22 protein-coding genes and 5 pseudogenes are annotated in these 24086 nt (G+C 68.1%); 16 read left to right on the plus strand and 11 right to left on the minus strand.

All coding sequences use genetic code 11. From position 1 onward, the window contains the following. Nucleotides 1-39 precede the first annotated feature (39 nt). Complete coding sequence (locus ACQ86A_RS08595; RefSeq protein WP_431280124.1) at nucleotides 40-1257, plus strand: CynX/NimT family MFS transporter; 1218 nt, start codon at nucleotides 40-42, stop codon at nucleotides 1255-1257. 176 nt (nucleotides 1258-1433) lie between these two features. Here ACQ86A_RS08595 and ACQ86A_RS08600 read toward each other — a convergent pair whose 3' ends face one another. Next, a complete protein-coding gene (locus tag ACQ86A_RS08600) occupies nucleotides 1434-2084 on the minus strand; it encodes an ROK family protein (RefSeq protein WP_431280405.1) in 651 nt (216 codons plus the stop codon). Further along, the gene (locus ACQ86A_RS08605) at nucleotides 2030-2374 is read right to left on the minus strand and encodes an ROK family protein (protein ID WP_431280125.1); all 345 of its coding nucleotides are present in this window, start codon (nucleotides 2372-2374) and stop codon (nucleotides 2030-2032) included. Before ACQ86A_RS08605 ends, ACQ86A_RS08600 begins: the two co-directional genes overlap by 55 nt. Before the next feature lie 91 nt (nucleotides 2375-2465). Here ACQ86A_RS08605 and ACQ86A_RS08610 point away from each other — a divergent pair, with 91 nt between their 5' ends. The 5 genes and pseudogenes from ACQ86A_RS08610 (at nucleotide 2466) to ACQ86A_RS08630 (ending at nucleotide 7649) form a co-directional block, all read left to right on the plus strand. After that, nucleotides 2466-3455 (plus strand): sugar-binding transcriptional regulator, encoded by a 990-nt coding sequence (locus ACQ86A_RS08610; RefSeq protein ID WP_431280126.1) that lies wholly within the window; start codon nucleotides 2466-2468, stop codon nucleotides 3453-3455. Between the two features lie 9 nt (nucleotides 3456-3464). Continuing rightward, nucleotides 3465-4487 carry a deoxyribose-phosphate aldolase gene (deoC, locus tag ACQ86A_RS08615; protein ID WP_431280127.1) on the plus strand — a complete coding sequence of 341 codons (1023 nt, stop codon included), beginning with the start codon at nucleotides 3465-3467 and terminating at the stop codon, nucleotides 4485-4487. 16 nt (nucleotides 4488-4503) lie between these two features. Next, nucleotides 4504-6017: pseudogene (locus ACQ86A_RS08620) on the plus strand (aldehyde dehydrogenase family protein). After that, on the plus strand, nucleotides 6014-6874 hold the full coding sequence (locus tag ACQ86A_RS08625; protein ID WP_431280128.1) for an aldehyde dehydrogenase family protein: 861 nt from the start codon (nucleotides 6014-6016) through the stop codon (nucleotides 6872-6874). The pseudogene ACQ86A_RS08620 and the gene ACQ86A_RS08625 overlap by 4 nt, the downstream one beginning before the upstream one ends. A 166-nt stretch (nucleotides 6875-7040) precedes the next feature. Continuing rightward, nucleotides 7041-7649, plus strand: a complete 609-nt coding sequence (locus tag ACQ86A_RS08630) for a GDSL-type esterase/lipase family protein (RefSeq protein WP_431280129.1) — start codon at nucleotides 7041-7043, stop codon at nucleotides 7647-7649. Between the two features lie 6 nt (nucleotides 7650-7655). Here the strand turns inward: ACQ86A_RS08630 and ACQ86A_RS08635 are convergent, their stop codons facing one another. The 3 genes from ACQ86A_RS08635 to ACQ86A_RS08645 are packed head-to-tail and all read right to left on the minus strand — an operon-like array spanning nucleotide 7656 to nucleotide 9827. Beyond that, nucleotides 7656-9002, minus strand: a complete 1347-nt coding sequence (locus ACQ86A_RS08635; RefSeq protein ID WP_431280130.1) for a M20/M25/M40 family metallo-hydrolase — start codon at nucleotides 9000-9002, stop codon at nucleotides 7656-7658. 16 nt (nucleotides 9003-9018) lie between these two features. Beyond that, a complete protein-coding gene (locus ACQ86A_RS08640; RefSeq protein ID WP_431280131.1) occupies nucleotides 9019-9546 on the minus strand; it encodes an O-acetyl-ADP-ribose deacetylase in 528 nt (175 codons plus the stop codon). A 2-nt stretch (nucleotides 9547-9548) separates the two neighbouring features. Continuing rightward, nucleotides 9549-9827, minus strand: coding sequence for a metal-sensitive transcriptional regulator (locus ACQ86A_RS08645; RefSeq protein WP_431280132.1), 279 nt, complete (start codon nucleotides 9825-9827; stop codon nucleotides 9549-9551). 227 nt (nucleotides 9828-10054) lie between these two features. Here ACQ86A_RS08645 and ACQ86A_RS08650 point away from each other — a divergent pair, with 227 nt between their 5' ends. From ACQ86A_RS08650 to ACQ86A_RS08660, 3 genes and pseudogenes are all read left to right on the plus strand, one after another. After that, complete coding sequence (locus ACQ86A_RS08650) at nucleotides 10055-10480, plus strand: RbsD/FucU domain-containing protein (RefSeq protein ID WP_431280133.1); 426 nt, start codon at nucleotides 10055-10057, stop codon at nucleotides 10478-10480. Nucleotides 10481-10602: 122 nt separating this feature from the next. After that, a complete protein-coding gene (locus ACQ86A_RS08655; protein ID WP_431280134.1) occupies nucleotides 10603-10947 on the plus strand; it encodes a DUF6804 family protein in 345 nt (114 codons plus the stop codon). Nucleotides 10948-11142: 195 nt separating this feature from the next. After that, a pseudogene (locus ACQ86A_RS08660) lies at nucleotides 11143-13301 on the plus strand (DEAD/DEAH box helicase). A gap of 28 nt (nucleotides 13302-13329) precedes the next feature. Here the strand turns inward: ACQ86A_RS08660 and ACQ86A_RS08665 are convergent. Continuing rightward, nucleotides 13330-13536: a hypothetical protein gene (locus tag ACQ86A_RS08665; protein ID WP_431280135.1), complete on the minus strand. Its 207-nt coding sequence runs from the start codon at nucleotides 13534-13536 to the stop codon at nucleotides 13330-13332. A 27-nt stretch (nucleotides 13537-13563) separates the two neighbouring features. Further along, complete coding sequence (locus ACQ86A_RS08670; protein WP_431280136.1) at nucleotides 13564-13971, minus strand: DUF3224 domain-containing protein; 408 nt, start codon at nucleotides 13969-13971, stop codon at nucleotides 13564-13566. A 76-nt stretch (nucleotides 13972-14047) separates the two neighbouring features. Between ACQ86A_RS08670 and ACQ86A_RS08675 the strand changes: the two genes are divergently transcribed. From ACQ86A_RS08675 to ACQ86A_RS08695, 5 genes and pseudogenes are all read left to right on the plus strand, one after another. After that, nucleotides 14048-14659, plus strand: coding sequence for a CYTH domain-containing protein (locus ACQ86A_RS08675; RefSeq protein WP_431280137.1), 612 nt, complete (start codon nucleotides 14048-14050; stop codon nucleotides 14657-14659). A gap of 105 nt (nucleotides 14660-14764) precedes the next feature. Further along, nucleotides 14765-15792: pseudogene (locus ACQ86A_RS08680) on the plus strand (6-phosphofructokinase). A 41-nt stretch (nucleotides 15793-15833) separates the two neighbouring features. Next, entirely contained in the window at nucleotides 15834-16760 is a 927-nt protein-coding gene (locus ACQ86A_RS08685) for an NADP-dependent oxidoreductase (RefSeq protein WP_431280138.1), read from the plus strand. A 49-nt stretch (nucleotides 16761-16809) separates the two neighbouring features. After that, nucleotides 16810-17238, plus strand: coding sequence for a DUF1761 domain-containing protein (locus tag ACQ86A_RS08690; protein ID WP_431280139.1), 429 nt, complete (start codon nucleotides 16810-16812; stop codon nucleotides 17236-17238). Beyond that, nucleotides 17235-17642 (plus strand): hypothetical protein, encoded by a 408-nt coding sequence (locus ACQ86A_RS08695; protein ID WP_431280406.1) that lies wholly within the window; start codon nucleotides 17235-17237, stop codon nucleotides 17640-17642. Before ACQ86A_RS08690 ends, ACQ86A_RS08695 begins: the two co-directional genes overlap by 4 nt. Before the next feature lie 24 nt (nucleotides 17643-17666). Here ACQ86A_RS08695 and ACQ86A_RS08700 read toward each other — a convergent pair whose 3' ends face one another. Then, complete coding sequence (locus ACQ86A_RS08700; RefSeq protein WP_431280140.1) at nucleotides 17667-18950, minus strand: alpha-hydroxy-acid oxidizing protein; 1284 nt, start codon at nucleotides 18948-18950, stop codon at nucleotides 17667-17669. Here ACQ86A_RS08700 and ACQ86A_RS08705 point away from each other — a divergent pair. After that, entirely contained in the window at nucleotides 18949-19422 is a 474-nt protein-coding gene (locus ACQ86A_RS08705) for a DUF1622 domain-containing protein (protein WP_431280141.1), read from the plus strand. The genes ACQ86A_RS08700 and ACQ86A_RS08705 overlap by 2 nt on opposite strands. Nucleotides 19423-19437: 15 nt before the next feature. Here ACQ86A_RS08705 and ACQ86A_RS08710 read toward each other — a convergent pair whose 3' ends face one another. Beyond that, on the minus strand, nucleotides 19438-19836 hold the full coding sequence (locus ACQ86A_RS08710) for a DUF5997 family protein (protein WP_431280142.1): 399 nt from the start codon (nucleotides 19834-19836) through the stop codon (nucleotides 19438-19440). Between the two features lie 147 nt (nucleotides 19837-19983). Here ACQ86A_RS08710 and ACQ86A_RS08715 point away from each other — a divergent pair. After that, nucleotides 19984-20325: pseudogene (locus ACQ86A_RS08715) on the plus strand (LysR family transcriptional regulator substrate-binding protein); the annotation flags it as partial. A gap of 213 nt (nucleotides 20326-20538) precedes the next feature. Here ACQ86A_RS08715 and ACQ86A_RS08720 read toward each other — a convergent pair. Together ACQ86A_RS08720 and ACQ86A_RS08725 are read right to left on the minus strand one after the other, a co-directional pair. Further along, nucleotides 20539-22533 (minus strand): amino acid transporter, encoded by a 1995-nt coding sequence (locus tag ACQ86A_RS08720; RefSeq protein ID WP_431280143.1) that lies wholly within the window; start codon nucleotides 22531-22533, stop codon nucleotides 20539-20541. Between the two features lie 45 nt (nucleotides 22534-22578). Beyond that, nucleotides 22579-24074, minus strand: a pseudogene (locus tag ACQ86A_RS08725) (SDR family NAD(P)-dependent oxidoreductase). Nucleotides 24075-24086: the final 12 nt, after the last annotated feature.

Consider the following 24086-nt stretch of genomic DNA (forward strand, 5'->3'; position numbering starts at 1 on the left):
CCGGGCCGGCGGCTTCCGGCCGCGGGATAGGGTTGAGTAATGCCACAATCCGCGTCACGTCCACTCTGGCGCGGTCGAACCATCGCCCTGCTCGGCATCCTGCTCGTGGCAGCCAACCTGCGTACCGCGGTCGCCGCCCTGTCGCCGATCTTCGCGGAGATCCGCACCGAGTTCCCCATCTCGAGCCTCGGTGTGGGACTGCTCGGGATGCTGCCCCCGGTCTGCTTCGCCGTCTTCGGAATCATCGCGCCGTCGTTCACGCGCCGCGCGAGTCTCGAGACCGTGATGGTCGTCGCGCTCGGGGTGATATTCGCTGGCCATGTGCTGCGGGCCACGGCCGGTTCGTTCGCGGTCCTCGTGATCGGCTCCGCCATCACCTTCGCTGGGATGGGTGTGGGCAACGTGCTGCTGCCGCCACTCGTGAAACGGTACTTCCCCGACCGGATCGGGCTCGTCACATCCCTGTACGCCACGATCATGTCGGTGAGCACGCTGCTGCCGCCGCTGATCGCCGTGCCGGTCGCGGATGCCACGAACTGGCACGTGTCTGTGGGGATGTGGGCGCTCGTCAGCGTGGTGGCCATTCTGCCGTGGCTGCGGATCCTGTTCGTTCGGCCCGCGCATCCTGAACACGATGTCGAGGTCGAGGAGGCGGCGCCCTCCGTGCTCGGGCGGGTGTGGCATGCGCCGCTCGCGTGGGCGCTGGGGATCGTGTTCGCGGCGTCGTCGCTCAACGCTTACGCGATGTTCGCGTGGCTGCCGGAGATCCTGCAGGACGTCGCGGGAACGACGGCGGCGCAGGGCGGGGCGCTGCTGTCCCTGTATGCGGCGATGGGAATCCCTGCGGGGCTGCTCATCCCGGTTCTCACGTCGCGGATGAGGAACGTCGGGCTGCTGATCTACCTCGGCGTCGCCTTCTTCGTGATCGGGTATCTGGGGCTCATCCTCGCGCCGGGAACGGCGACCTGGCTGTGGGTGGTCTTCGCGGGGCTCGGCCCGCTGCTCTTCCCGCTCTGCCTGGTGCTCATCAACCTGCGCACTCGCACGCACGAGGGCTCGGTCGCGCTGAGCGGCTTCACGCAGGGCCTGGGATACACGCTCGGCGCCCTCGGACCGCTCGGCGTCGGCCTGCTGCACCAGCTGACGGGCGGCTGGACGGCCGCCCTCATCGCGCTCACCGTCACCGCCCTCGCCGCAGCCGCCGCGGGCGCCGTCGTCGCCCGCCCCCGCGCCCTCGAGGACTCGTTCCGCGCATAGCGCCCCGCGCCTCTCGGCGCCGCTTCGCTGCCGCTCCGCTCGAACGCAATCGAGTCCGGGAAGAATCCCGTTCTCGCGCGCTCAGAAGGGGCTTTTGGCCGGAGTCGATTGCGTTGGAGCGGAGCGCGTGAGCGTGCGGAGCGCGCAGCAGCGGCAAAGCGCGCGGCGAGCGGGCGCTACGGGAGGAGGTGGGCGCGGTGGATGAGGGCGGCGGCGCCGATGAGGGGGCCCTCGCTCGAGAGGGCGCTCGGCACGATGCGGACCTTGCGCACGTACGGGAAGTAGTGGTTCGCGATGACCGCACGCATGTGGTCGAACAGGTCGGGTGTCGCGTGCGAGAACCCGCCGCCGATCGCGACGAGCTCGAGGTCGAGGAGCGCCGTCGCCGAAGCGATCGCGCGGCCGACCGCCTCACCGGTGCGCGCGATGGCCCGACGGGCGATCTCGTCGCCGGCGGCGTATGCGGCGGCCAGATCCTCGCCGGTGGTGCCCGTGAATCCCTGCTGGCGTGCCCAAGCGACGGTGTGCGGCCCCGAGGCCATCGCCTCGAGCGCGCTCGGGTTGCCGAACGTGTTCTCGCCGACGATGTCGCCGACCTCGATATGGCCGATGTGGCCGGCATTGCCCGTGGGTCCGGTGATCACGCGTCCGCCGACGATGAGCCCGCCGCCGATGCCTGTCGAGATGACCATCCCCATCACGTTGTCGACGCCCTGCGCCGCGCCCACCCAGTGCTCGGCCAGCGTGATCGCCACGCCGTCCATCTCGAGGGTCACAGGGATGCCGAGGCCGGCATCCGCGACGACGCTCGCGATGTAGTCGCGCAGCGGGTAGTCGCGCCAGTGCGGAACGTTGAGGGGGAGACGAGGCCCCGGATGCGGTCGATGGGCCCCGCGCACCCGATCCCGAGACCGACGAGCTCGGCGCCGTCGGGCAGCGATGCGATGGCGTCGCGGACGACCCCGCCGACGGAGGCCTCCAGCTCGGGGATGGTCGCGGTGCGTCCGGTGGGCCGCCGGTGGCGGGATCCTTCGACGAGGCGGCCGTCGGAGTCGACGAGCGCGGCTTCGACCTTGGTTCCGCCGAAATCGACGGCGATGGCGAGGGGAGTGGGCACGACCTTTACCCTAAACGAATCCGGCCCCGCTCATATGAGCAACAGACGCTCACACGTTGCTCAACCGTGTGGACCTTCCTAAGCTGGAAGCGTGGCCCTGAACGACACTGATGAGATCCTCGCCGTCAAAGCCGCAGAACTCTATTACGAGGCCGGCAAGACGCAGGATGAGATAGGGCTCGCCCTCAGCGTGAGTCGCTGGAAGGTGGGCCGGCTTCTCGTCGCCGCCCGCGAGAACGGCTTCGTCCGCATCGAGATCGTGCATCCGAGCGCCCGGCGGTTCTCGCTCGAGCGCGAGCTCTGCGGGTTCTACGACCTGGCTGACGCCGTGGTCGTTCCGGCGACCGACAGCGAGTCCGACGTGCAGGGCCGTGTCGCCCAGGCCGCCGCCGATTACCTCACCACCTACCGTCCGGTGCCGCGCACGCTCGGCGTCAGCTGGGGTCGCACCCTGCACGCTGTCGCCGCACGCCTCAGACCGGGCTGGGCCGTCGGCGTCAACCCCGTCCAGATCAACGGAAGCGTCTCGAGCACACGCCAGGCGACCGCAGCCGCCGACACCGCCGTGGTGATCGCGCGCAAGGCACAGGGCACCGCGACGCTGCTGCCGAGTCCGGCCATCTTCGAGCAGGCGGCCACCCGTCGCGCCATCGAGGCCGACCGCTCGGTACAGAGCGTGCTCGAACTCGCGCGCAACGCATCCGCATACCTCTTCAGTGCCGGCGTCGTCGACGACAGCTCCGTGCACGTCGACAGCGGCTATCTGACTCCGGATGATGTGGCCAGCCTCGCCGCCAAGGGAGCCGTCGGCGACGTGGTCGGCCGGTTCATCACCGAGAGCGGTCAGGTCGCCGACGAGGAACTCAACAACAGGACCCTCGGCATCTCCCTCGACGAGCTCCGCGCCGCGCGCACGAGCATCGCGGTCATCGCCGGCGCGACGAAGCACCGGGTCGCGCACGCCGTCGTGTCGAGCGGGCTCTGCACGACGCTCATCACCGACGAAACGACGGCCAATCACCTGCTCGGCCGCAGCCTGCCTGCGCACCGAGACATCCCAGTCACCGAGACAACACCGTAAAGGAGTGACGTGACCATCGAAACGACGCCGCCCGTGCGAACCCTCGCACCGGCGGCCCGGGCAGTGGAAATACTGGGGGGCGACCTCACCGAGGCCAGCCTGCGCCGGTACCTGAACGGCATCCCGGGGGTCGACGCGGTCGGCCTCGAACAGCGCGCCGCCGGACTCGGCACCCGCTCCATCAAGACGACCAGCAAGGCCTGGGCGCTCGACAAGATCATCGAGCTCATCGACCTCACGACCCTCGAAGGCGCGGACACGCCCGGCAAGGTGCGCTCGCTCGCCGCCAAGGCGCTCACGCCCGACCCGAGCGACCTGACCACACCCCGCCCCGCTGCGGTCTGCGTCTACGGCGACATGGTCCCGTACGCGGTCGAGGCGCTCGGCGCTGCGCATGCCGCCAAGCTGCCCGGTGGCGTGAACGTGGCCGCGGTCGCGACTGCATTCCCGAGCGGGCGCGCATCCCTCGCCGTCAAGCTCGCCGACACGGCCGATGCTGTGGCCGCGGGCGCCGACGAGATCGACATGGTCATCGACCGCGGTGCGTTCCTCTCCGGCCGCTACGGTCTGGTCTTCGACGAGATCGTCGCCGTCAAGGAGGCCTGCCGCCGGCCCGACGGCAGCTACGCCCACCTCAAGGTGATCCTGGAGACCGGCGAGCTGAACACGTACGACAACGTGCGCCGCGCATCCTGGCTCTCCATCCTGGCCGGTGGCGACTTCATCAAGACGTCGACGGGCAAGGTGTCTCCCGCGGCGACCCTCCCCGTCACGTTGTTGATGCTCGAAGTCGTGCGCGACTGGCACAAGCTCACGGGCGAGGAGATCGGCGTGAAGCCGGCCGGTGGCATCCGCACCTCGAAGGATGCGATCAAATACCTCGTGACGGTCGCCGAGACCGCGGGCGAGCAGTGGCTGCAGCCGCACCTGTTCCGGTTCGGCGCGTCCAGCCTGCTCAACGACGTGCTCCTGCAGCGGCAGAAGCTGAAGACCGGACACTACTCCGGCGCCGACTACGTCACGATCGACTAACCGAAGGCACAGACAGATGAGTTTTCTCGAATACGCACCGGCCCCCGAGTCGCGGTCGATCCTGAACCTGCGCGACCAGTACGGCCTGTTCATCGACGGTGAGTTCGTCGACGGCAACGGCACCCCTTCCAGACCATCTCGCCGGCCAGCGAAGAGCGCATCGCGACCATCGCGACCGCGAACACGGCCGACGTCGACAAGGCCGTCGCGGCAGCGCGCCGCGCATACGAGCGCACCTGGTCCCGGATGAGCGGCAGCGACCGCGGCAAGTACCTGTTCCGTATCGCCCGGCTCGTGCAGGAGCGCGCCCGCGAGCTCGCCGTGGCCGAGAGTCTCGACAACGGCAAGCCGATCAAGGAGAGCCGCGACGTCGACGTCCCCCTCGTCGCCGCCTGGTTCTTCTACTACGCGGGATGGGCCGACAAGCTCGACCACGCCGGCCTCGGTCCGGCGCCCCGCGCCCTCGGCGTCGCCGCTCAGGTCATCCCGTGGAACTTCCCGCTGCTCATGCTGGCGTGGAAGATCGCTCCGGCCCTCGCCGCCGGCAACACCGTGGTGCTGAAGCCCGCCGAGACCACACCCCTCACGGCCCTGCTCTTCGCCGAGATCGTGCAGCAGGCCGGGGTGCCCGCGGGTGTCGTCAACATCGTCACGGGCGCCGGTGAGACCGGACGCGATCTCGTGAATCACCCGGATGTGAACAAGGTCGCCTTCACGGGCTCCACCGCCGTCGGGCGGGAGATCGCTCGCGCGGTCGCCGGCACCGACAAGAAACTGACCCTCGAGCTCGGCGGCAAGGCCGCGAACATCGTGTTCGACGACGCGCCGATCGACCAGGCCGTCGAGGGGATCGTCAACGGCATCTTCTTCAACCAGGGTCACGTCTGCTGCGCCGGATCCCGCCTGCTCGTACAGGAGAGCATCCACGACGAGGTCGTCGACCGACTGAAGACGCGGCTCTCGACGCTGCGCCTCGGCGACCCGCTCGACAAGAACACCGACATCGGTGCGATCAACAGCGCCGAGCAGCTGCAGCGCATCCGGGAGCTCTCCGACATCGGCGAGGCCGAGGGTGCCGAGCGCTGGACGGCCGACTGCGAGATCCCGGAGAACGGCTTCTGGTTCGCGCCGACCATCTTCGACAACGTGTCGACGAGCCACCGCATCGCCCGCGAGGAGATCTTCGGTCCGGTGCTGTCGGTGCTCACGTTCCGCACGCCGGCCGAGGCGATCGCGAAGGCGAACAACACGCCGTACGGACTGTCGGCCGGCATCTGGTCAGACAAGGGCAGTCGCATCCTCGCCGTCGCCGACAAGCTGCGCGCCGGCGTCGTGTGGGCCAACACCTTCAACCGCTTCGACCCGGCCAGCCCGTTCGGCGGCTACAAGGAGTCCGGCTACGGACGCGAGGGCGGTCGTCACGGACTGGCGGCGTACCTCAAGCCGGGCCGCGAGCTTCCCGCCGCGCTGAGGAGCGCATCCCCGTCAACCGCCAAGGCCGTCAAGGCCCGCAAGGGAGCCACGAAATGAGTCGCCTGACCGTTCCGAAGACCTACAAGCTGTACATCGGCGGCAAGTTCCCGCGCAGCGAGTCGGGTCGCACTTACGAGGTCGTCTCGGCCAAGGGCGCCTTCCTGGCGAACGCGGCCAAGGGCTCCCGCAAAGACGCCCGCGACGCCGTCGTGGCCGCCCGCTCAGCGCTCTCAGGATGGGCGGGAGCGACCGCGTACAACCGCGGCCAGGTGCTCTACCGCATCGCCGAGCTGCTGGAGGGCCGTCGCGCCCAGTTCGTCGACGAGATCGTGCAGGCCGAGGGCGTGTCGGCTGCCGCCGCAGGCGCGCAGGTCGACGAGGCGATCGACCGCTGGGTCTGGTACGCGGGATGGGCGGACAAGTTCGCGCAGGTCGTCGGCAACGCCAACCCCGTCGCAGGTCCCTACTTCAACATCTCTGTGCCCGAGCCGACCGGCGTCGTCGCGATCATCGCCCCGCAGGACGACAGCCTGCTCGGCTTCGTCAGTGCCGTCGCTCCGGCCCTCGTCACCGGCAACACCGTCGTGGTCGTGGCCAGCGAGCGGTTCCCGCTGTCGGCGATCAGCCTCAGCGAGGTGCTCGCGACGAGCGATGTTCCGGGTGGCGTGGTGAACATCCTGACCGGTTCGCCGGCCGAGATCGCCCCGTGGCTGGCATCGCACGCCGACGTCAACGCGCTCGACCTTGTGGGCGCGGGCGACCTGGAGTGGGTCGACCTGCAGATCACGGCCGCCGACACGCTGAAGCGCGTTCTGCAGCCCGAGAACGGGTCCGACGCGGCAGCGCCCTCGCTCGACCGCATCGCGTTCTTCACGGAGACGAAGACCGTCTGGCACACGAAGTCGCTCATCTGACCTGAGCCGCGCATCCGGATCGAGTGGTCCCGAATCGCCGTGCGGTCATGTGATCACACGGCGATTCGGGACCACTCGTGCGTGCTGGCGTGGCGCGCGACCCGACTGCGGGTGGCGCGGAGGAGCATCACGGGGGAGGATGGAGTTCAGAACTTCAGGAGGTGCGATGTCGGATCCGGCACCGACGGCGCTCGTCGGAGACAGTCTCGTGCAGGGCGGGGACTGGCAGGCGTGGCTACCAGGCGAGACCATCTACAACTTCGGCGTCGGCGGTGACACGACCGATGACGTGATCGCCCGGCTCTGGGATGTGATCAACGCGCAGCCGGCGATCGTCGCGGTGCTGATCGGCACGAACGACCTGGCCTGGCGTCGCTCCGTCGAACACGTCGTGCGCAACGTGGAGACCATCCTCGTGACGCTGCGGCGCGAGTTGCCCGAGGTCCGCATCCTGCAGCAGTCGGTGCTTCCGCGTGGGCATGAGTTCGCCGACCAGATCCGCGACATCAACCGCCACCTGTGGCAGTTCTCGCCGACGGTGCACGCCCAGTGGCTCGACCTCTGGCCAGCCCTCGCGCTGGAGGACGGCGAACTGAACCCGCTCTACAGCGACGATCGTCTGCACCTGAACGAGGAGGGTTACCGCGTCTGGGTCGGTGAGCTCGTCCCCGCCCTGGAGCGTCTCCGACAGCAGGCGCCCTCCAGTCGCGCCATCACGCTGCCCGATCTGGGCTGGCGAGAGTCGAACGACCGCTCGGCCTCCAGTTCGGACTAGCCCACGTCACCGCGAGCGCAGTAGCGCCGCGTAGAAGTCGATTCCACGCAACCAGGTGCGAACGTGGATGCGCTCATTGCGGGCGTGCAGCGTGCCGCGTTCCTCACCGCTCATCTCGAACGGTGTGAACCGGTAGACCGCGTCGCTGATGGTGGTGAAGTGACGGCTGTCGCTCGCGCCGAGCATGACATACGGCGTGACGACGACCTCCGGATGCACGGCCACGATGCTGCGCGCCACCGACTCCCATTCGGGACCGGTGGTGGGGGAGACGGGCGATGGCTCGCTCGCATCGACCGCTTCGACGTGCACGAGTGGGTCGCGCACGGCCTTCCGGATGTGCGCGAGCGTGTCCGCCACGCTCGATCCGACCGCGATGCGCACGTTCACGATCGCCTCCGCCGTCTCGGGGAGGGCGTTCGCGGCGAGGCTGCCGCGGAGCTGGGTCACCGCCGTCGTCGTGCGGACGATCGCCCGCGTCTCGTCGCTGACGCGCCCGAGCACCATGACAAGCGCCGGTTTCAGCCGCCGCGCCCGCACGAACACCGCACGGAGCGGCCCCGTCGCGTGGGCGCCGAGCGTCTCGACCATCTGCAGGTTCGTCTCGGTGAGCCGGGCGGGGAAGGGCTTGGCATTGAGCCGAGTGATCGCGCGAGCGAGCCGCACGGTCGCGGTGAGTTTCGGCGGAGTGGAGGCGTGCCCGCCGTTCTGCTCGACGGTCAGCCTGACAGTCGTGATGCCTTTCTCGCTGACGCCGACGACCGCGATCTGCTTGGTCACGCCAGGGAAGATCCCCTCGACGACAGCACCGCCCTCGTCGACGACCAGGCTCGGGCGGATACCTCGCTCCCGCAGCGCGGCGACGATCGCCTGGGCACCGGAGCCGACCGTCTCCTCGTCATGCCCGAAACTCAGGTAGACGTCGTTCGTCGGTGTGAACCCGTCGAGCACGAGGGCCTCGACAGCCTCGAGGATCGCCACGAGCGCGCCCTTGTCATCGAGCGTTCCCCGGCTCCAGAGCACGCGCTTCTCTCCATCGCCCGTCAGTTCGGCTCCGAAGGGAGGGTGGTGCCACCCGTCCGCGGTCGCCGGAACGACGTCGTAGTGGGCCATGAGGACCGTGGGTGCGCCCTTGTCCGGTCCGGATGCGCCGGGCCAGCGGTAAAGCATCGAGTGCCCGTGCAGTTCGCGGTCGAGCACGGCGTGCAGCGCCGGGTAGAGCTCGGGGAGCAGCTCGACGAATCGGTCGAACGCCGACCAGTCGGTCTCCTCGACGGCGTTGCGGGACATGGTGGGCACGCGCAGCAGCGTGCGGAAGCGGTCGAGGGAGGCGTCCTCGTCGAGTGCGGTCATCGCCGCCTATTCTGGTCTATTCGCCGGCGGCCGAGCGGAACGCCGCGAGCGCTTCATCCGAGAAGAGCACGAATCGCACTTTCTCCACCGGGCCGAAGGATGCGGCGAGCACCGCCCGCACGGTGCTGACGGCGATGCGCGCGGCGTCCTCCATCGGCCAGCCGTACACACCTGCCGAGATGGCGGGAAACGCAACACTTGTCGCCCCGAGTTCGCGAGCGACCCGCAGCGAGGAGCGGTAGGCGTTCTGGAGCAGGTCGGTGCGGTCCTCGGTCGCCGACCAGACCGGTCCGACCGTGTGGATGACCCAGGTCGCAGGCAGGTCGCCCGCGGTCGTGGCGACCGCCTGACCCGTCGGTAGTCCGTCGGGAAGGGTCGTGGCGCGAAGCTCGCGGGTGGCCTCGAGGATGGCCCGCCCGCCCGCGCGGTGGATCGCGCCGTCGACCCCGCCACCGCCGAGCAGGGAGTTGTTCGCGGCATTGACGATCGCATCCACTCGCTCGTCGGTGATGTCGCCCCGGACGATCTCGATGACGTCGTCCACACTCAGCCCCGGTTGTTCGAGAGTTCGTACACCTTGAGCAGTTCGACGATCGCGTCGTCGCGTTCGCTGCCACCCTCCTCGAACATCTCGGAGACGTGCGTCTTCAAGTGGTTCTCCACGAGCAGCTTGTTGAGGGAGCCGAGCGACTTCTGAATGGCGAGGGACTGCGTGATGATGTCGATGCAGTAGTCCTCGCTCTCGATCATCTTCTCGAGGCCCCGCAACTGGCCCTCCAGGATGCGCGTGCGGTGGAGTGCGCGTTTCTTGATGTCTGCGATCACCCCACAAGGATAGCCCTCGGCACCGCATACCCCTCTGGGGTACGAATCACGTCGACGGAGCAATCACTGCGGATTCAATCCTGTATCAGAAATCACCCCTGAAATGAGAGCGCTTTCACGGCGCGTCCACAGGATTACCCCAGAATGGGGGTGGGGGAGGACATACTGGTGGGTCTATCCTCCAGGGAGGGGTTGAGAAATATTCGTTTTACAGGAAAGGCCCGACTTTGCTGAAGAACCTCAGCCCGCTGCTGTCCGGTGCGCTCTTGAGCGCGCTCGATTCCATGAACGATGGCGACATGCTTACCCTTGTCGGCAGCGGCTATCCAGTGCAAGAAATTGTTTCACCCGTCATTCATCTAGGGGAGGTGACCACAGAGGCCGCGGCGGACGCGATCCTCAGTGTGCTGCCTCTCGACAACGACGACCCGTTCCCGATCAAGTTCCTCGATCTGGGCGGTGAACCCTACGATGTCCCAGACGTGGCCTTCGCGGTGAACGGTATCGCTTCCGATGCCGAGCTCCGCCGCGTGGCGATGACACGTCTCGAGCTCGACGATTTCGTCGCGCTCGCCAGTCAGTCCGTCGTGACAGTGCGGGTGGGGTCGGACGCTCCGCCCTGCGCTTTCCTCCTGCGGAAGGGCTTCTGCTAGGCACCTGCTCGACACAGCCAGGTCACTGCGCCCGTGGAGGGTCCCCCACGGGCGCAGTGATGCCGAGGCACCCGGGTTCGGCGGGTGCTGACGTGCGGGGCGCTGACGTAGACTCGGTTCTCGTGTCCCGCCCAGCGTCCCAGCAGCCCGCGTTCAACCGTACGGCGCTCGCGCCCGGGATCCTCGGCGCGATCGTCCTGATCGCCGGTCTCGCCCTGGTCGGGGGCGAGTGGTACCTCTACGTGCGCTACGCGGTGAGCATTCTCGCGCTCATCCTGTGCGTCTTCGCCGGCCAGGCGAAGCAGTGGTGGTGGTTCGCCGGCCTCATCCCGATCGCAGTGATCTGGAACCCGGTGTGGCCGATCTCGATGGACGAGCTCGTGCTGCGCGGCCTGCACATCGCGGGCGCCGTGTTCTTCATCGCGGTCGCCGTGAACGTGAAGGTACCGGTCGAGCAACGCCGGTAAGGCCGAGGTGTGGCCTCCGGGCCGGATCGTCGCGTAAACTGTCGGTGTGCCACGTTCTGTGGTGCGCACGTCGGCGTTCGCATCCGGATTCTGCATCCGGCCGCCGCGTCGAACCTCTTACGTCTACCGGCGTCCCCGCCCTTCGCGGCAGCGGCGCACGCGGTCTCGGCGACCGCCCTCTCCCACTGGAGGACCATGTCTCGTTCCGGTCAGCGCACGTCATCGACGCGCCCGCAGCAGCAACGCCGCACGCGGCATGCGAACAATGACGGGCTCATCCCCGTGCTCGCCCGCAAGGTGCGTGAGGTCGAGGCCAAGGCCGCTGACGGAAAGAAGCTGGGCCCGACGAATCGGACCAAGTTCCAGGTCATAGCGTTCCTCATGCGTGAGGAACGCGCGCGGGCGAAGTCCGACACCGAGCTGAGCGACGCCGCGCGGGCCGAGCAGCTGAAGCGCCTCGACGGGATCGCGACCATCCTGGCCAAGACGGCTGCCCGCGACACGTCCCTGATCTCGCTGTTGGAGAGCGAGGCACCGCCGACGGCGACCGCGCAGAAGATGCGCCGCGACTGGCTGCTCGAGTCTGGCACGGAGTTGAGCCCCGACGACCTGATCATCACGATGGAGCGGCCCGCCGCGAAGCAGGAGAGCATGATCCCGGCGGAGCTCGCCGAGAAGCAGGTCATCCCGCAGTCCGTGCGCGCTCGCCAGCTGTCGAACCCGTTCCTCGCTCCCGACTTCTCGAAGGCGGCCACCGCGGCTCCGCTCCGCGGCGTCGGCTTGACTCGTGGGAGCTGCTCGGCCCGCTCTTCAAGTCGTTCGAGTACGGCGCGGGCGGCCAGGCGGCCAGCATGGACCTTCCGCCCGCACCAGCGATCGACCGCTACTCGCCTCCCGGCATGGAGCTCATGCACCACCAGGCACGCTTCGTGGAGAGCGCCCGCCTCGGCCACCGCAGCTTCCTGCTCGCCGATGAGCCGGGTCTCGGCAAGACGGCGCAATCGCTGCTCGCAGCATCCGTCGCCGGAGCGTATCCGCTTCTCGCCGTCGTGCCCAACGTCGTCAAGATGAACTGGGCCCGCGAGGTCGAGCTCTGGACCCCCCATCGTCGCGCCACCGTCATCCACGGCGACGGCGAGGGCCTGGATGCGTTCGCCGACGTCGTCATCGTCAACTACGAGGTGCTCGACCGTCACCTCGCCTGGCTGAGCACCCTCGGCTTCAAGGGCATGGTCGTCGACGAGGCGCACTTCATCAAGAACCTGCACTCGCAGCGCTCCAAGTACGTGCTCGGGCTGGCCGACGCCATCCGCAAGACCGGCGACCCGCTGCTCATCGCGCTCACCGGAACGCCGCTGATCAACGACATCGACGACTTCAAGGCGATCTGGCAGTTCCTCGGCTGGATCGACGGAAACAAACCGACCCCCGAGCTGATGGAGCGTCTGGAGGAGACCGAGCTGACGCCGGCCGATTTCGGCTTCTACAGCGCAGCCCGCGAATCCGTCATCGACATGGGCATCGTGCGCCGCCGCAAGCTCGATGTGGCCGCCGACCTGCCGAGTCGTCGTGTGGTCGACCTGCCCGTCGAGCTCGACGACGACCTCGGTCGCTCCGTGCGTCAGGCCGAGAAGGAGCTCGCCGCGCGCCTCGTCGCCAAGTTCCGTCGGGCCGCCGCGGCCGGTCGGCCTGACAGCTTCGACGGTGACGACGAAGCACACCGCAAGCACCTCATCCGTCTCGTCGCCCAATCGGAGCTCGAGGAGTCGAAGTCGGCCAAGTCGGGCGACAACGTGTTCACGATGGTCCGCAAGATCGGCCAGGCCAAGGCGAACCTCGCCTCCGACTACGCGGCCCAGCTGGCGCGTTCGGTGGGCAAGGTCGTGTTCTTCGCGAAGCACATCGACGTGATGGATGCGGCCGAAGACCACTTCGCCGCTCGCGATCTGAAGACCGTGTCGATCCGCGGCGACCAGTCGGCCATCGCCCGTCAGCGGGAGATCGACGCGTTCAACAATGATCCCGACGTGTCGGTCGCGGTGTGCTCCCTGACCGCAGCGGGTGTCGGGCTCAACCTGCAGGCCGCGTCGAACGTCGTGCTCGCCGAGCTCTCCTGGACCGCCGCCGAGCAGACCCAGGCGATCGACCGCGTGCACCGCATCGGCCAGGAGGAGCCGGTCACGGCCTGGCGCATCATTGCCGCGCAGACGATCGACTCGAAGATCGCGGAACTCATCGACGCCAAGCAGGGTCTCGCAGCCCGGGCGCTCGACGGGTCGGACGTCGAGCCGGGCTCGGCGGACTCCGTGCAGCTGGATGCGCTCATCCACCTGCTCACCGAAGCGCTCGACTGACCGCGGTCAGCCGGGTCCGGTTCAGGAGTCAGGCGATCTCGGCGTCGTCGGGGTCGAGGGGGACAGGTCTGTCCTCGTCGGGCACAGTGCCGTCGTCCTCGTCGAGTTCGTCGGGATTGGTCGGCAGGTCGTCCTCGTCGCGGATCTGCGGCGCAGGCTCGTAGTCGGCTGCCTTCGCCTCGACGAACGCATCCAGGTCTTCGTCGCCATCGCGACGCGGGTCGCTCTCGCTCATGCTGCGAGGGTACGCCTGGGGCGCGGGTCAGGCCAGAGTGAAGAGAAAGTACGGGCCGTCGTCGTCGTGCAGGATGCGCGCGCTACCGGCGAATCCGGAGAAGTCGTCGGTTCCCGTGCCGGGGATGATGTACCCGAACGCGGAGTCGTCACTCGGATGCTGCAGCGCACCGTGGTGCACGGTGAACGACCCGGAGCGGCCGTCGTCGAGCGTTCCCGTAATCCGTTCCGCGGCCAGGTAGCCCCGACTCTCCTCGGTGCCCGAGGAGATGAAGTGGGCGACCGAGTCTCCCACGAGACCGCTGGTGTACGTCTTGCGCATGACGACCGCTCCCACCCAGTCGCCGCCGACGCCGGCGGCGTCGAGGCCGGTGAGCTCTGCCGGATCCCAGCCGGTCACGTCGAAGCGGGCGATGATGGTCTCTGCGTTGGTCATAGTACGAAGATACGGGCGCATAACGATCCGGTCTTGTAATTTCGCGACAGGGCCCTCTCTGCACTAAACAAGGGGGATGCACCACTCCCAGATCGAAATCGAACGCAAGTACGACGTCGACGAGAACGCGACCCCACCTCGGCTCGTGGGCGCAGGGGCGGTGGCGATCGAAAGCGAACCGTCGACGGCCGAGCTCGTCGCGCTTTACATCGATACGGACGAGCTGGCGCTTGCGCAGCAGAAGGTCGCGGTGCGCATCCGTCGCGGCGGCGCGGACGAGGGGTGGCACGTCAAGCTTCCGGGCGACGAGGGCCGCATCGAACTGCACTGGCCGCTGGGCGACGCCGACGAGCCTCCGGCCGAACTGCTCGACATGCTTCGCGAGCGGATCGGGGATGCGCACCTGCAGCCGATCGCACGGGTCACCAACCGTCGCATCACGACGATCCTTCAGGATGCGGCCGGCTTCGCCCTGGCGGAGTTCTGCGACGACCACGTCGAGGGCGAGAACCTTCGCAACGGCAATACCGGATCCTGGCGTGAGTGGGAGGTCGAGCTGCTCGGCGGTGCCCCCGACACCCGGGAGGCTCGCACGGCGCTCCTCGACGAGATCGAGCGGCGGCTGTTGGACGCCGGCGCCGTCGTCTCGGCCAGCTCGTCGAAGCTGGCACGAACACTCGGCCTCTGATCGAGCCCACGCACCCGCTGCACGCGTCCGGCCCGATGCGTTTTTGTACTGGGGGCAGGCGTCGGGCATGATTCACACGTAGAAGAAAAGATCCCAGGGAGCAGTATGAAAATCGGCATTCTCACCAGCGGCGGCGACTGCCCGGGACTGAACGCGGTCATCCGCGGCGCTGTCCTCAAGGGCGACCGTGTGTTCGACTCTGAGTTCGCCGGTTTCCGGTACGGCTGGCGCGGGGTCGTCGACGGCGACATCATGCCGCTCGACCGGCACAGTGTGCGCGGCCTCTCCCGCCAGGGCGGCACGATCCTCGGCTCCAGCCGTACGAACCCGTTCGAGGGCGAGCGAGGCGGCCCCGAGAACATCCAGCGGATGATGGATGAGCACGGCATCGACGCGATCATCGCGATCGGCGGCGAGGGCACCCTCACCGCAGCGCGTCGTCTCACCGACGCCGGCATCAAGATCGTCGGCGTTCCGAAGACCATCGACAACGACCTCGCCGCCACCGACTACTCCTTCGGCTTCGACACCGCGGTCGAGATCGCCACCGAGGCGATCGACCGTCTGCGCACAACCGCCGAATCCCACCAGCGGTGCATGGTCGTCGAGGTCATGGGACGCCACGTCGGCTGGATCGCACTGCACTCCGGCATGGCGGGCGGCGCGCATGCCATCCTGATCCCCGAGCAGCCCCAGTCGATCGAACAGGTCGTCGAGTGGGTCGAGTCGGTGCGCGACCGCGGCCGCGCACCCGTTCTCGTCGTCTCCGAGGGCTTCCACCTCGACACGATGGAGGAGGCGCACTCCCACAAGGGGCTCGACGCCTTCAACCGCCCCGTCTCGGCGGCATCGGCGAGATGCTCGCCCCGATGATCGAGGAACGCACCGGCATCGAGTCTCGGGCCACCGTATTGGGTCACATGCAGCGCGGCGGCGTGCCGAGCGCGTTCGACCGCGTGCTCGCGACGCGACTCGGCATGGCCGCGATCGACGCGGTCTACGAGGGCCGGTGGGGATCGATGGTCTCGTTGCGCGGTACGGATGTCGTGAACGTCTCGATCGCCGACGCGACCGGTGGCCTGAAGACCGTGCCGCAGGCCCGCTACGAAGAGGCCGCACTGCTGTTCGGCTGAGTCACGGACTAAGCTCTGCCGAACAGGCGGAAGGAGCTCACGTGCCCAGGTTCGTTCAGTTCGACGAGTTCGGTTCGCGCGAATACCTGAAGATCGTGCGCCGCGAACGACCGTGGCCGGGACCGGGTCAGGTGCTCGTACGCGTGATGGCGGCCGGCTTGAACATGTTCGACTGCACGGTGTACCGGGATGAGAAGGCCGCCGGGATGTTCGGAGTGACGGTACCGAGCGGCATCGGCCACGACTTCTCCGGTTTCGTCGAGGAGATCGGCGAGGGTGTGACCCGTTTCGCCGTCGGAGACGCGGTGTTCGGCACAGCGCCGTTCTCGTCCCTCGCCGACTTCACGATCGTCGCTGAGAACGGACAGGTCGTCCACAAGCCCAGTCCGCTCACGTTCGAGGTGGCCGGGGCTCTCGGCACGGTGGGCCGTGCGGCGATGGCGAGTGTCGCATCCCTCGCTCTGAGAGAGCACGATACCGTGCTTGTGAGTGCAGCATGCGGAGGCGTCGGGGTACTGGCGGCACAGCTCGCGGTGCGCGCGGGGGCCGAGGTGATCGGCACGGCCAGCGAGGTGAACCACGATTACCTCTCCGGTCTCGGGGTGATCCCCGTCGAGTACGGCGACGGTCTCGTCGAGCGCGTGCTGGAGGTCTTGGACGACGGCGACAGGATCACCGCCGTGCTCGACAACCACGGAGCCGACACGATCGACGCCGCTTTCGAGCTGGGTGTGCCGCCGGAGCGGATCAACACGATCGCGGCGTACGGACCCGAGGCCCGCGGGGCGAGCACGATCGGCGGAACGCACGGCACGAACGAGGATCTCGTGGCGCTCGCCGAGATGCTGGCCGAGAACGAACTGGTGCTGCCGCTCGACTCCATCTACCCGCTCGAGCGGGTGGCCGAGGCGTACGAACGGCTCGAGGCCGGGCACCTGCGCGGGAAGATCATCCTGGTCACCGACTGATCGGCGTCGCAGGGCTGCAATAGACTCCGACCACGACAGAGGAGGACACGTGGTTCCTGCCATCAACTATTGGGCCGTGCTGATCGCAACGGCATCCAGCATGGTCATCGGCTCCATCTGGTACGCGCGCGGGGTGTTCGGCAAATACTGGATGAAAGCCGTGGGCCACGACGAGGAGTCGATGAGGCAGGGGGCGGTATTCCCCATCATCATCACCGTCGTCGTCAGCTTCATCACCGCCTGGGTGCTCGCGGGCGCCACCGACATCACGTTCAACTTCTACGGTGGGTCGTTCTTCTGGAACGCGGTCCTCACCGGGGTGATCCTCTGGGCCGGGTTCACGGCCGCGCGCATGGTCACGCATGACGCGTTCGATCGACGGCCGAGCGGGCTGACCATCCTGAACCTGGCTCACGAGTTCGTCACGATCGTCGTGATGGCGATCATCATCGGCGTATGGCCGCCGGCCGGCGCATGATCGCCGACGAGCTGGCCCGCGAGCTGCGGGCGGCGGGACTGCGCTGGACACCGGCATCCGGAGACACCTTCGCCATCGACCGGGAAGAGCTGGCCGGCGACCGCTTCACGGTCAGCGATATGACCATCGAGCCGCACGAGTTCGACACCGGCACGATCCTCGGCTTCAACGGCACGACCGAGTGGGCGCTGGACTCTCTCGCGGTCGAAGACGCGCTCTGGATTCCGCGGGAGGACCAGTTGCGAGAGCTTCTCGGTGGGGCTTTCCGGCATCTCGCGCGCACGGCGGACGGCTATCGGGTGAGCATCGTGGTCGGCGGCGAAGAGCGGATGTTCGAGCACGATGACGCGGCGACGGCGTACGGGCAGGCGCTCCTGGCGCTGATCGGCGCATCCGTCACCTGAGGTCGGCTGAAGACGACGGTTTCGTCAGCGCGATTCCAGGATGCCGGGACCGAGCTCCGAGATGTTGCGGGCGCCCGCGAGGCCTAGCGTGATGTCGAATTCTGCCAGCGTGTTCCGCAGGAGTTCCTTGACGCCTGCCTCGCCGCCGACGGCGAGAGCGTAGACGTATGGGCGACCGAGTGCGACGGCTGTGGCGCCGAGCGCCAGGGCGATGAGCGCATCCGCGCCACTGCGAACACCGCTGTCGAAGAGGACGGGGATGCGCGCGGCGACACGGTCGATGATCGCCGGCAGTGCGTCGAGGCTCGCGATCTCGCCGTCGATCTGCCGACCCCCGTGCGTGGAGACCTGAACCGCGTCGACGCCGGCGTCGATGGCGCGCTCGGCGTCGTCGGGATGAAGAACGCCCTTCAGCACGATCGGCAGCCGGGTGCGTTCGCGGAGGAACGCGAGATCGTTCCAGGTGAGCGCAGGGTTGGCGAACACGTCGAGGAAGGTCTCGATCGCAGCGAGCGGCTCGGGCGACCGGAGATTCTCTCGCAGGGATCCCGGATGGTGGCGCAGGATGCTCGCGAACGAGGCGATGGTCTGCGGCGTGATCGGCGTGCGGGCCCGACGATAGCCGGAGGCGAGACGTTCCTGCACCAGTCGGCGGAAGACGGGGTCGCTCGTGTACTGCGCGATTCCCCGTCCCCGGCTGAATGGCAGATAACCGAGGTCGAGGTCGCGGGGGCGCCAGCCGAGCACATGCGTGTCGAGCGTGACGACGATCGCCTCGCATCCTGAAGCCTCGGCCCGCGACACGAGACTCGCGACCAGCTCGTCCGACGAGCTCCAGTACAGCTGGAACCAGCGACTCGCACCCGGTCGCACGCCGTCCATGGCCGCGGCGACGCTCTCCATCGGGGTCGATGCCTGGTTGGAGAGCACGGCCGGGATGTCGAGAGCGGCGGCGGCTCGCGCGGCGGCGACATCGGCATCCGGATGCGCCAGGTCCAGCACGCCGATCGGCGCGAGCAGCAGCGGGGTCGCCCGGCGCTTACCGAACAGGTCGATGCTCAGATCTCGATCGGCCACGTCACGGAGCACGCGCGGCACGATGCGGTGGCGGCGGAACGCGGACGTGTTCGCCGCATCCGTTCGCTCGAGGCCAGCTGACCCGGCGACATAGGCGAAAGCGGCGCGCGTCATCTTGCGCTCGGCCGCGCGCTCCAGCGACGGGAACGAGGTGGGGATGCGCGGCGTGCGGCCGGCGACACCGGCTCGGTAGATCTCGGACTGGGTCTCGCGTCCGGCGCTGGCGGTCATGCTGCACATTCTGCACCGTTCGGCGCCGACGGTGTGGGAGCATGATGCCATGTTCGGTCAGGCGTTCTTCGAGACCATCGCCGTCGCCTTCGAGGTGGTGGGCGTCCTGTCGATGCTCGTCGGCTTCATCGTCGCCGTGGGGATCTCGATCCGGGTGTGGATCCGTTCGCGCAGCGGGGCGACGGCGTACCGAACCCTGCGGGAGAGCTTCGGCGGTGTGATCCTGCTCGGGCTGGAGGTGCTCGTCGCGGCCGACCTGGTCAAGACCGTGACCTCGACACCGTCGCTGACCGACGCGGTCGTGCTGGCCCTCATCGTGCTCATCCGAACGGTGCTGAGCTTCTCGCTGCAGATCGAGATCGACGGAGTCGCACCCTGGCGTCGGGCGCTCGTCACCGGGCCCGAGGTGCTCGCACGCGCAGCTAGGAGATCGGGTGACGGCACGACGGAAACGCCCGACGCGCGAGCCTAGTTCCGACTCTCGAAGCTAGTCCTGCGGTGCCCGTGCGGCGCGCTCGGCGTTCCGGGCCTTGACCCGCGCGTTCTCGGCGTGCACCTCGGACTGGGTGGCGCGCTCGGTCACGAGCCAGGCCGGCGGGGCCGCTAGCAGCTCTTTGATCTGGGCCGTGGTCAGCGCCTCGTCGATGCCCGCGCGACCGAGGCCGCTGATCGAGATGCCGAGCTTCTGGGCGACGACGTCGCGGGGATGCGGGCCGTCGGCGCGGAGGGTGGCGAGCCACGCGGGCGGCTCAGCGGTCAGCTCGGCGAGCTCGGTTCGGCTGATCTCGCGGTCGCGGAACTCCTCAGGAGCCGCCGGGAGATAGATCCCGAGCTTCTTGGCCGCAGTGGCCGCCTTCATCATCTGGGGTTTCTTCTCCGAGCTCATGTGTCCAGGGTATCGTCCGGCGAGCCCGGTACCCTTACGAGCATGGCGTCACCCTTCACGATCGCGTTCCCGCTCGGTGTCACGATCGGTAAATGGACCCGCGTGTTCGAGGAACGGCATCCGGATGTGGAGCTCACGGTCGTGCGCATGGAGGTCGCCGACCAGCGTGCGACGATCGACGGCGAGGCCGACATGGCGTTCGTCCGCGAACCCCTCGACGCGGATGGGCTCCACGTCATCCCGCTGTACGAGGAGAACATCGTGGCGGTCATGCACCACGAGCACCTGCTCACGCTGGAGAAGAAGCTGCAGCTGGCCGACATCGCGGGGGAGCCACGCGTCGAGGGCGCGGACCCCGAAGCCGTGATCCGCAAGGTTGCGGCGGGCGAGGGGATCGCGGTGTACCCGCAGTCGATCGCCAAGGCCTTCCGCCGCAAGGATGTGACGGCGATGGTCCTGGAGGATGCCGAGCCGAGCAGGGTGGCGCTCGCCTGGTCGCGCGACGCGCAGCATCCGATGGTCGACGAGTTCATCGGGATCGTGCGCGGACGGTCCGCCCACAGCTCGCGCAATCCCGAGGTCGCCGCCGGTGAGGCGGCGAAGCGCCAGGAGGCCGAGCGCAAAAAGAGGAACGGCAGCGGGCGGCGCGTCAGGCGTCAGCGCGCGAGGCCGCGGCGAAGCGCAAGAAGCACGGCGGTCAGTTCAAGCGACGTGCACGGCGGGGCGGCGCTTGACGTCCTTCTCCGCCTCGCGCAGCACCTCGCGCGTGACCGGGGCGACCTCGCCGACGCCGGTGATCAGGAAGCGGAACATGTTCGAGATCGGGTTGCCCTCGGTCCACTCGAAGTAGATCGTCGGCACGATGCCCGTGACATCGCGGATCTCCAGCAGGACGGCCGCGATCGTATTGGGCACGTTGCCGCTCTTGATCTGAAGCACTCGGTAGCCGTGCTTGACGACACCGTGCACCACGAGATCCTCCTCGAAGTCGGAGGAGTCCGACGGGTACACCTCGATGAAAATGGTGCGAGCGCGCTGGGGGATGTGGCTGTACTTGCGCTCGTCCTTGTTCTTCTGGGCGTACTCCTTGTCGGTGTCGACGTCGGGCTCGTGCGAGATGATCCGGATCTCGCCCTCTTCGGCGTCTTCGAGCACGAAGTCGAGGGCGGTGACGTCGAGGCTGACGGATGTGGCGCGCAGCTGGAAGGACCGCCCGATGCGCGAGACGATCGAGATCACGATGATGCCGATGATGAAGAGGCTGGCGATGCGCAGTCCGTCGGGCCGCTCGATGATGTTGTCGATCGTCGTGTAGACGAAGATCGCCGTGATGATCGCGAAGACCCAGGTGCGCTTCGGCTGCTTCTTGCGCCAGGCGGAGAGGGTCACGGCGAGGGAGGCCGAGGTGATCAGCACGAGGACGCCGGTCGCGTACGCGCCGCCCTGCGCATCCACGTTCGCCTCGAAGATCAGGGTGATCAGAAAGCCGATGGCCGTGAACACCAGCACGAGCGGCCGCACGGCGCGTGCCCACTGCGGCGCCATGCCGTAGCGAGGCAGATAGCGCGGCACGAGGTTCAGCAGCCCGGCCATCGCCGAGGCGCCGGCGAACCAGAGGATGAAGATCGTGCTGAGGTCGTAGACGGTGCCGAAGCCGTTGCCCAGGTACTCGTGGGCGAGGTACGCGAGCGCACGGCCGTTCGCCGCGCCGCCCGACTGGAATTCCTTCTGCGGGATGAGCAGCGTGGTGGTGAAGCTCGACGTGATGAGGAACGCACTCATGATCAGAGCGGCCGTCGTGAGCAGTCGTCCCGCGCCCCGGATACGACCCTTCGGGTTGTCGGGGTCGTCGTCCGGCTTGCCCTTGATCTGCGGCATGACCGCGACGCCGGTCTCGAACCCTGACAGACCCAGCGCCAGCTTAGGGAAGACCAGCAGCGCGATACCGACGACCACGAGCGGATCGCCGTGCTGCGTATTGAGCGCCTCCCACCAGTCGGGGATCACCGTCGCGTGTTGGAAGACCTCCACGATCGAGGTGGTCACCACCACCACGTTCAGCGCGAGGTAGACCGCCACGAGAATGACGGCGATGCCGATCGCCTCCCGGAACCCCTTGAGGAACACCGCGGACAGCAGTGCAAGCAGGAAGAGTGTGATGCCGACCTGGTTGCCCTGGAACCAGCTCGGGGCGAAAGGATTCTCGATGGCGTGGGCCGTGGCATCCGCAGCCGAGAGCGTCATGGTGATCATGAAGTCGGTCGCCGCGAACCCGAGCAGCACGAGCACGAGCAGCTTGCCCGCCCACCAGGGGAGGAAGCGCTCGAGCATGGCGATCGACCCGGATCCCTTGAAGCTCTCGCGGGCGACGCGGCGATAGACCGGGAGCGCGCCGAGCAGTGTCAAGGCGACGAGCACCAGCGTCGCGAACGGCGAGATCAAGCCGGCCGCGAGTGCCGCGATCGCGGGCTGATAGCCGAGCGTGGAGAAGTAGTCGACACCGGTGAGGCACATGACCTGCCACCACGAGTGCTGGCGCTCGGGCTTGCGTGCGTGCGGGCCCTGGTGCGTGCCGCGCTCGTCGATCAGGCCGGACAGCAGCCAGTGCCGGAACACCCCGCCTTTGGCCGGTTTCGGGATCACATGGGTTTGGCCGGGAACGGGCCGCTCTGCTGGTTGGGCAGGAGTGCTGGACATCGGGATCCTTCGTCTACCGGCAACTACTGAGGTTCACAGTACCGGTCACCACGCGGAGACGCGGTAGTCCTTCAGAAACACTCCGTGCAGGTCTTCGCCGGCCTCTCCGCGCACGATCGGGTCGTAGACGCGGGCCGCGCCGTCGACAAGATCGAGGGGGCGTGGAAGCCCTCCTCGGCGAGACGGACCTTCGTGTAGTGCGGGCGCTCGTCCGTGATCCAGCCGGTGTCGACACTGGTCATCAGGATGCCATCGGTCTCGAACATCTCGCGCGAACTCGTGCGCGTAAGCATGTTCAGAGCGGCCTTCGCCATGTTGGTGTGGGGATGCCCCGGGCCCTTGTACTGCCGGCCGAACACGCCCTCCATCGCGGACACGTTCACCACGTACGAGCGTCCGGAGGGAGCCGCGGCCATGGATGCGCGCAGGCGGCTGATCAGCAGGAAGGGGGCCGTGGTGTTGCAGAGCTGCACCTCGAGCATCTCCAGCGGGTCCACATCCTGAACGGCCTGGGTCCAGCTGTTGACCACGTTCACGTCGGGGACCAGGCCGCCGGCGTCGATGGCCGTGCCGTCGGCGTGCTTGGCGAGAGACGAGGATCCCGGCGCCATGGCCAGTTCGGCGAGCTCGTCGGCGGTCACAGCGACCGGATGCGCGAGCGCGCCCACCGTGCCTGCAAGGCTGGCGACCGAGAGAAGCGGATGCGCCGCCACCGACGCCTCCAGGGCGTGCGGGTGCGGATCGTTTGTATGCCCGAAGGTCACCATCTCGGGAAGCGGCCCGTCGGGCAGCGGCTGCGACTCGGCCTCGGCGAGGAGGGAGTACGCACCGGGGGAGCGGCGCACCGTCTGGGCCGCGTTGTTGATGAGGATGTCTAGTGGGCCCTGCGCGGCCACGGAATCGGCCAGCGCGACCACCTGCGACGGATCGCGCAGGTCGATGCCGACCACGCGGAGCCGGTGCAGCCACTCGGAGGAGTCGGGCAGCGAGGAGAAGCGGCGCACCGCATCCCTCGGGAAACGGGTGGTGATCGTCAGGTGCGCGCCGTCGCGCAGCAGACGGAGGGCGATGTGCATCCCGATCTTGGCGCGGCCACCGGTGAGGAGCGCGCGCTTGCCGGTGAGGTCGGTGCGGGCGTTGCGCTTCGCGTGGCTTGAGGCGGCGCAGTCGGGACAGAGCTGGTGGTAGAACGCGTCGACCTGCGTGTAGTGCTGCTTGCAGATGTAACAGGCTCGCGACTTGAGCAGAGTTCCCGCGGTCGCACCGGAGACGCTCGTGCTGAGGTCGAGGCCGCGCGTCTCGTCGTCGATGCGGTCGGGTGCGCCGGTGGCCGTCGCAGCGACGACGGCGCGGTCGTTCTCGGCGACGGCGTCGCGGATCGCCCTGCGCCTTGCCTGCTTGACCGACTTGAACATGTGCGCGGTCGCCCGGCGCACCGTGATGAAGTCGGGGTGCTCCTCGTCGAGCTCGTGAAGGGTCTCGAGCACGCGCAGAGCGGCAGCGAGATCGTCTGGATCGATCGAGGGGGTATCGGGAAGCACCGGAGAATTCTA

The organism is Leifsonia poae, assembly GCF_050632195.1.
Classification (GTDB): Bacteria; Actinomycetota; Actinomycetes; order Actinomycetales; family Microbacteriaceae; genus Leifsonia; species Leifsonia poae_C.